Source organism: Thermodesulfovibrionales bacterium, assembly GCA_035686305.1.
Taxonomy (GTDB): Bacteria; Nitrospirota; Thermodesulfovibrionia; order Thermodesulfovibrionales; family UBA9159; genus DASRZP01.
The window spans coordinates 24,065-31,493 of the sequence record DASRZP010000039.1; the positions used below are offsets into that span (position 1 = coordinate 24,065).

Here is a 7,429-nt window from a genome sequence, read left to right on the forward strand (position 1 = left end):
ACTATGAGAACGGACAAGTTAACGGTAAAGTGCCAAGAGGCATTACAGGAGGCACAGAGGATCTCGGAAAGAAAAGGCAATCAGGAACTCCAGCCGGAGCATCTCCTCCTGGCATTGGTTCGAGATGAGGAGGGCACGGCAGCCCAGATTCTGAGGAGGCTCGGCGCAGACCCGAGATCCCTTCAGACAGATATCGAAAAGGAGCTGGACAAATTGCCGAAGGTTGTAGGGGCGACTCCGCTCGGCCAGATCTATCTCTCTCCTCGACTGAATGAGGTATTCGAGAAGGCCTTCACCGAGGCAGAGCGTCTCACCGATGAATACGTGAGCGTCGAGCACCTGCTCATCGCCCTCGTCTCGATCGGAGGGCCCTGTACGGAACTCCTTGCACGGTATGGCGTCACTTCGGACAAGGTCATGTCCTCCCTGCATGAAATTCGAGGCTCCCAGCGGGTGACAGACCCTCATCCTGAAGACAAGTATCAGGCCCTCAAGAGATACAGCAGAGACCTGACGGACCTTGCAAAAAAGGGCAAGCTTGATCCAGTCATCGGCAGGGACGACGAGATACGGAGGATCATACAGGTACTGTCAAGAAGGACGAAAAACAATCCTGTGCTGATTGGCGAGCCTGGGGTTGGGAAGACAGCAATTGCAGAAGGCCTGGCGCAGAGGATCGTTGCAGGCGACGTCCCGGAAACCCTTAAGGATAAGCGGGTTGTGGGCCTCGACATGGGGGCCCTTATTGCCGGTTCGAAGTACCGGGGGGAATTCGAAGAGAGGCTGAAGGCCGTGCTCAAGGAGATCGAACAGGCTGAAGGCAAGATAATCCTCTTCATCGACGAACTCCATACCCTTGTCGGAGCAGGCGCAGCAGAAGGTGCAATCGACGCATCGAACATGCTCAAACCGGCGCTGGCGCGAGGTGATCTGAGATGTGTCGGAGCCACGACCCTTGACGAATACCGGAAGCATATCGAGAAGGACCCTGCCCTCGAAAGGAGGTTCCAGCCCGTTCTCATTAAGGAGCCCTCGGTGGAAGATACGATCTCCATACTCCGCGGCCTGAAGGAACGCTACGAGGTCCACCATGGGGTAAAGATCAAGGACTCGGCCCTTATCGCAGCGGCAGTGCTGTCCAACAGATACATAACCGAGAGGTTTCTGCCTGATAAGGCGATAGACCTCATAGACGAAGCCGCGTCAAAACTGAGGATGGAGATTGACTCGATGCCCATTGAACTCGATGAGATCGAAAGGAAGCTCAGGCAGCACGAGATCGAACGACAGGCATTAATGAGAGATGAGTCAAAGGATGCGCGGGAGAAGCTCGAGAAGATGAGGAAGGAGATGGCTGAACTTCAGGCCAGGAGAGACGAACTGAGAGCCCAGTGGCTCAGTGAGAAGGAGATCATCGCGAAGATACGGGAAATAAAGGAACAGATTGAAAAGACCAAGCTGGCCTCCGAACAGGCGGAGAGAGACGGCGACCTCTCAAAGGCCGCTGAGCTTAGGTATGGGAAACTCCTGGAGCTCCATAAATCCCTTGAGGGGAAGAACCTGAAGCTTGCCGAGGCGCAGTCGAAAAGGAAGATGTTGAAGGAAGAGGTGGATGAGGAAGATATCGCAGAGGTGGTATCGAAATGGACCGGGATACCGGTGTCGAGGATGCTCGAGGGTGAGATCCAGAAACTCCTCCATATGGAAGAGAGGCTGAGGCAGAGAGTCGTCGGCCAGGACGAGGCGATTGCGGCTGTGGCAAATGCTGTAAGACGCGCGCGGGCAGGCATACAGGACATCGACAGGCCCATCGGCTCCTTCATCTTCCTGGGACCAACAGGCGTCGGCAAGACCGAGCTTGCAAAGGCATTGGCCGAGTTTCTCTTCGATGATGAAGATGCGATGCAGCGGATCGACATGTCCGAATATCAGGAAAGGCACACCATATCGAGACTCATCGGAGCGCCTCCTGGCTACGTCGGCTACGAGGAAGGTGGCCAACTCACAGAGGCTGTGAGGAGAAGGCCCTACTCGGTAATACTCTTTGACGAGGTGGAAAAGGCCCATCCCGAGGTCTTTAACCTCCTCCTTCAGGTCCTCGACGACGGAAGGCTCACGGACGGCCACGGGAGGACCGTCGACTTCAGAAACACCGTCATCATCATGACGTCGAATATCGGGAGCGCACATATTCAGGACCTTCTTACCGAGCGTGCAAAGCAGCCGATAGCATACTGGGGAAAGACGAATGACGAAGACCTGAAGGACAAGATCCTTAATGACCTCATGGCTTTCTTCAAACCTGAATTTCTTAACAGGATTGATGAGATCATCATCTTCAATCCCCTTTCGAAGAACCTCCTGAAGCAGATCGTCGACATCCAGGTGAAAAGGATGAAGAAATATCTCTGTGACAGGGGCATCGATATCGTGCTGACAGAGGATGCGAAAGAGAAATTTGCGGAGATCGGTTATGATCCTGTCTACGGCGCAAGGCCCCTGAAAAGGGCATTGCAGAGGGAGATATTGAACCCCCTTGCCGTAAAGCTTCTCGATGGGACCTTCAGGGATGGCGATATTGTTGAGGTAGATTACGCAGATGACTCGATTACCTTCAGAAAGCTCGTGGAAGCAGAGGTTGTCACATAACAAAGGCGTCACGCATCAACCTTTGCCGGCCTTCGGAATGGAAGAGCGCCGGCCGGCAACTGGACGCCGAAAACGATCAGGCCTTTGGCCTGAATACCGTAATAACGCATAAACCAGATCAGGTCGCCTTGAGATTGAATCCCTATTACGAAGAGGCCTATACCAATTGGGGAGTTGCCTGTGCCGCCAAGGGACAGGTTGACGATGCGACTCGACAGTATCAGATAGCCTTGAGACTGAAGCCTGATGATGCGACAGCCCGTGACAATTTGGAGCCTGCCTATAAAAGGAAAGGGCTCCGTTCGATTCCCCTTCCATGAAATCAAATCACATGACGATCCCCAAAGGAGGTGTATAATGAAGGATCTCGAAAAGCTCGGCCATCTGCTCCACCACTGGATTGAACATAACGAAGAGCACGCAGAGACTTACCGGGCGTGGGCTGAAAAGGCTGATTCCCTCGGCAAAAAAGACCTCTCTGCCGTTCTTGAGAGGCTATACCACGAGACAAAGAACTTGAACACCTTTCTTGAAGAGGCGAAGAGAAAACTCGGCTAAAAACCTCGGAGACTGTCCCATAGGGAAGCTCCTAACCATCCGCCTCACTGCGATGAGGACTGCTTCTGAGAAATTGTGGTAAAATAATTTCTCGGAAATATGAGACCATTACGAATCAGGGAATTGATAAACGATCTCCAGGATTTTTATCTCCTCTCCTTTCATGGTCTCAGAGGGCTCGTTAGCAAGCCCTTCTATTTCAGGGATACCATTGAGCAGATGGACTACGCAGGGTCCGGTTCCTTCCTCATCGTTGTCCTCGTCTCCCTCTTTGTTGGTATGGCCCTTTCGCTCCAGCTCGCTGCTGAACTGTCGGTCCTCGGCCTCAAGATCTACACGGGAAAGGTCGTCGGGATCTCGATCATCCGAGAGATCGGTCCTGTGGCCGCCGCCCTGGTCTTTACCGGGCGCGTCGGCTCAGGGATGGCTTCGGAATTGGGCTCCATGGTCCTCGGGCACCAAGTGGATACCCTCAGGGTCTTTGGAGTGGACCCGATCAAGAAACTTGTTACACCAAGGATCATCAGCTCTCTTGTGATGCTTCCGGCCCTCACGACGATCGGCGATGCGACCTCACTCTTCGGCGGATACTATATCGCGGTCTTCGTGAGCCATCAGAGCGGAAGTCTGTACTGGAGTTCCGTACGTGATGTTTTAGTATTCAAGAATGTCTTCGCAGGTTCGGTGAAACCTTTTATTTTCGGTTATCTCATAGCATCGATAAGCTGTTACATGGGGCTTTCAGCGAGGGGCGGGGCCGTCGGCCTCAGGAGCGCAACGACAAAGGCCGTCGTGGCATCGATCATCATGGTCATTGTTTCCGATTTTGTCCTGACGAGGATATTGCTTTACGTCCTGGGGTTCTCGGTATGATCGTCTTTGACAGGGTATTCTTTTCCTATGGGACTCGTCAGGTCCTCAGGGACCTGAGTTTCTCCATCGACTCCCACGAGCGGGTCGCGATCCTCGGCGGAAGCGGCGAAGGCAAGACCACGATCCTGAAGCTCATCATGGGGCTGATAAGACCTGATTCGGGAAAGGTGATCATAGACGGCGAAGATGTAACGGCGAAATCGGAGAAAGAGCTCAGAGACGTGAGGATGAAATTCAGCATCGTCTTTCAGGAAGGGGCGCTTTTTGACTCTCTCAACGTGAAGGAGAACGTAGCCTTCTGTTTACGAGAGTATACGGCGATGGGAGAAGAAGAGATCGACCGTCGGGTGCGGGAACTCCTCAGGACCGTGGGCGTCGAACAGGCCATGGAGCTTACGACCGAGGAACTGAGCGGAGGCATGCACAGGAGGGTCGCAATAGCGCGGTCCCTCGCCGCCTTCGAACCGAAGATGTTTCTTTACGATGAGCCGACGAGCGGCCTTGATCCTGTCAACGCCGACACAATCTGTAAGCTCGTCCTCGATCTCTCGCTGAGCGGGAAAGGCTTCATCATTGTCACCCATAAAGTCTATGATGCGCTCAAGGTCGCCAGGAGGTTCGTATTCCTGAATAGAGGGATGCTTCTCCTGGACGGAGACAGGGAGAGCCTTCTCCGGACGGCTATCCCCGAAATCAAGGTCTTCATCAAAGAGCTGGGCGATGAGGCCTTCAGGGAAGAAATGACAAGGGCCGCAGATTGAGGGATGCCGGAGATCGTTTGCGAGGCAGACAAGATCCGCTTCGCTTCGACCTCACAGTTTCTAACGGTCTGCCCTTTGCGGTCGCCATAAGAAGAGAGGAGAGAAAAGATGTTTGATTTCCAAAAGCAGCTCCTGTGGTCAAAGCTGAAGGTTGGCATGGTCATCACCCTTGCCCTCCTCGTCCTCTTTCTAACCGTCTTTTTTGCCGGCGGCATCGAGAGGATGTTTTCGCCGAAGGTGGAGCTGCAGGCCCAGATACAGGATGTCAAGGGATTGAGAAATGGCTCTCCTGTCTGGCTCTCCGGGATAGAGATCGGTTCGGTGAAGGAAATAAAGCTCCACCCGGACCACGGCACGCTCGTCACCCTCTCGATCAAGAAATCAGCCTTGCCTTTTGTCAGGAAAGACTCTCATGTGAGTGTCCTCACGATCGGGCTCCTTGGAGACAAGTATATCGAGCTGAGCGCGGGTTCTCAGCAGGCAGGGCCGGCAGGCTCCGGTGATACGCTGAAAGAATCACCGCAGATTGAGTTGAAGGAGATCATGGAAACGAGCGCCACCTCTATTCAAAAAATGACCGAATTTTTAAAGAAAGTCGAAAGCCTCGTTTCGAAGATCGACACAGGTCACGGGTCCATGGCAAAATTAATTTCAGACCCGGCCCTCTACGATAATCTCGCGGAGGCGACAAAGACCCTCTCCCTTGCCGTGAAAGACCTGAGAGTCGCCCGGGGGAGCCTGAAACTCCTCATTGAAGACCCTTCCCTTTACAACAAGATGCTGGCTGCGGCCTCATCGTTGGAAGACTTCGGGAAGAAACTGAACGATAGTTCTGGGACGATAGGGAAGCTTATCGAAGACCCTTCCCTCTATAACCGCATGCTGGCGACCTCTTCTTCGATGGCAGAATTCAGCAGGAAATTGAATGAAGGATCAGGATCTCTCAGGAGACTCGCAGAAGATCCGGTGCTCTATGAGAATCTCAACAAGGCATCGCTGCAGCTCTCCTCGATCCTCGAGAGAATAGACAGAGGCGAAGGCGTGGCAGGGAAGTTAGTCGGGGATCAGGAACTTGCGGCAGAACTCGCGCAGATTATCGAGCAGACAAGAGAATTGGTTAAAGACATGAGAGAGAATCCGAGACGATATTTTACGATCAACTTATTTTGATGCTTCTTATCAGGCCCTATGCTGAATGAGCCCATGGAGAGAGGTATCCTGTGAGTCTCTTCCTGGTGGTCTTTTTTTCCCTTTATGGCGGGCTTCATCTCTACGCCTTCCTCAAGGCCAGGGCGGCCCTTGCCTTTCATGCCGGGACGGGTACTATTCTCGCCCTTTTTATGCTGCTTATGGTCGTTGCGCCCATTATCATTCACTTCTTAGAAAAGGCCGGCTATGACATTCTTGCACGGATCTTCTCATGGACCGGATATACCTGGATGGGGGCTCTCTTTCTCTTCGTATCCGTTTCACTCATCATTGATTGTTATCGCCTCATTCTTTCCGCAGGCACATTCATCACAGGAACCGACATCGCTGTCTTGACATTGCCGAAACAGCATGCCTTTTTCATCTCCCTCGTTGTCTCGCTCTCTTTGGCAGCCTATGGATATTTTGAGGCAAGAGATATCAGAACAGAAAGGGTACTCATAAAGACCCCAAAGATTCCGGCGAAGATAGGGATGGTGAAGATCGTCCAGATCTCCGACGTCCATCTCGGGCTCATTGTGAGACAGGAGAGGTTGAGAAGGATGCTCGCCGAGGTGAAGAGAGCTGACCCTGATATCCTCGTATCGACAGGAGACCTTGTGGACGGGCAGATTAACGGCCTTGCAGGACTCGCTGAACTGCTCCAGGAGATCAACCCAAGGTATGGGAAATTTGCTGTAACGGGGAACCACGAATTTTACGCCGGTCTTGATCAGGCCCTCGAGTTCACGGCAAAGGCCGGCTTTACCATGTTGAGGGGGGAAGGATTCCCCATTGCCGGAATCATCAACATCGCCGGCGTTGATGATCCCGCCGGAAAAACTTTCGGGCTCTTCAGGGGTACGCCGGAAAAGGAACTGCTCTCGGGTTTTGCACACGACCGGTTCACCCTCCTCCTTAAACACAGACCCCTTGTGGATAGAGATTCCGAAGGCCTTTTCGATCTTCAACTCTCAGGGCATGTCCATAAGGGCCAGATATTCCCCTTCAGTCTCGTCACATGGCTCTATTACCCCATCCACGCAGGAAGGCTGAATCTCGAGGACAACGCTCTTCTCTACGTGAGCAGGGGAACAGGGACATGGGGTCCGCCGATCCGTTTTCTCTCGCCGCCCGAGGTGACCGTCGTCGAACTTGTCCATGCCGACTGACCCGCATGCCTTATAAACCCAGAATGTCCGATAGGCAAAGATCTCTAATGGCCGTCATTAGGGGATAGAGAGCATAACTCGTTGAAAAGAGGATAGAATATTACACGGCCGAGGCAGCATTGGGACGAATAAAGCAGTAAGGGAAACATACATGGCAAAAGATCTACAGTTGAGCTTTACCGATAAGGAGATAACGCCGTGGGGCGGGCTGTCGCTAATGAGTCGGCT

The 7,429-nt window shown here is 53.0% G+C and carries 7 protein-coding genes; all 7 read left to right on the forward strand.

The genetic code is table 11. From position 1 onward, the window contains the following. The first annotated feature begins 3 nt into the window (after positions 1-3). The 7 genes from clpB (at position 4) to VFG09_04280 (ending at position 7,201) form a co-directional block, all read left to right on the forward strand. Positions 4-2,649 carry an ATP-dependent chaperone ClpB gene (clpB, locus tag VFG09_04250; GenBank protein ID HET6514348.1) on the forward strand — a complete coding sequence of 882 codons (2,646 nt, stop codon included), beginning with the start codon at positions 4-6 and terminating at the stop codon, positions 2,647-2,649. 128 nt (positions 2,650-2,777) lie between these two features. Next, positions 2,778-2,969 carry a tetratricopeptide repeat protein gene (locus VFG09_04255; protein ID HET6514349.1) on the forward strand — a complete coding sequence of 64 codons (192 nt, stop codon included), beginning with the start codon at positions 2,778-2,780 and terminating at the stop codon, positions 2,967-2,969. 37 nt (positions 2,970-3,006) lie between these two features. Continuing rightward, positions 3,007-3,207, forward strand: a complete 201-nt coding sequence (locus VFG09_04260; protein HET6514350.1) for a hypothetical protein — start codon at positions 3,007-3,009, stop codon at positions 3,205-3,207. A gap of 99 nt (positions 3,208-3,306) precedes the next feature. Beyond that, positions 3,307-4,080 carry an ABC transporter permease gene (locus VFG09_04265; protein HET6514351.1) on the forward strand — a complete coding sequence of 258 codons (774 nt, stop codon included), beginning with the start codon at positions 3,307-3,309 and terminating at the stop codon, positions 4,078-4,080. Then, complete coding sequence (locus tag VFG09_04270) at positions 4,077-4,841, forward strand: ATP-binding cassette domain-containing protein (protein HET6514352.1); 765 nt, start codon at positions 4,077-4,079, stop codon at positions 4,839-4,841. The genes VFG09_04265 and VFG09_04270 overlap by 4 nt, the downstream gene beginning before the upstream one ends. A gap of 108 nt (positions 4,842-4,949) precedes the next feature. Further along, complete coding sequence (locus VFG09_04275) at positions 4,950-6,011, forward strand: MlaD family protein (GenBank protein ID HET6514353.1); 1,062 nt, start codon at positions 4,950-4,952, stop codon at positions 6,009-6,011. 50 nt (positions 6,012-6,061) lie between these two features. Then, positions 6,062-7,201: a metallophosphoesterase gene (locus tag VFG09_04280; protein HET6514354.1), complete on the forward strand. Its 1,140-nt coding sequence runs from the start codon at positions 6,062-6,064 to the stop codon at positions 7,199-7,201. Positions 7,202-7,429 lie beyond the last annotated feature (228 nt).

Coding starts and splice junctions, on each gene's coding strand:
- VFG09_04260 (HET6514350.1), top strand. CDS start 3,007: ATGAAGGATCTCGAAAAGCTCGGCCATCTGCTCCACCACTGGATTGAA.
- clpB (HET6514348.1), top strand. CDS start 4: ATGAGAACGGACAAGTTAACGGTAAAGTGCCAAGAGGCATTACAGGAG.
- VFG09_04265 (HET6514351.1), top strand. CDS start 3,307: ATGAGACCATTACGAATCAGGGAATTGATAAACGATCTCCAGGATTTT.
- VFG09_04275 (HET6514353.1), top strand. CDS start 4,950: ATGTTTGATTTCCAAAAGCAGCTCCTGTGGTCAAAGCTGAAGGTTGGC.
- VFG09_04270 (HET6514352.1), top strand. CDS start 4,077: ATGATCGTCTTTGACAGGGTATTCTTTTCCTATGGGACTCGTCAGGTC.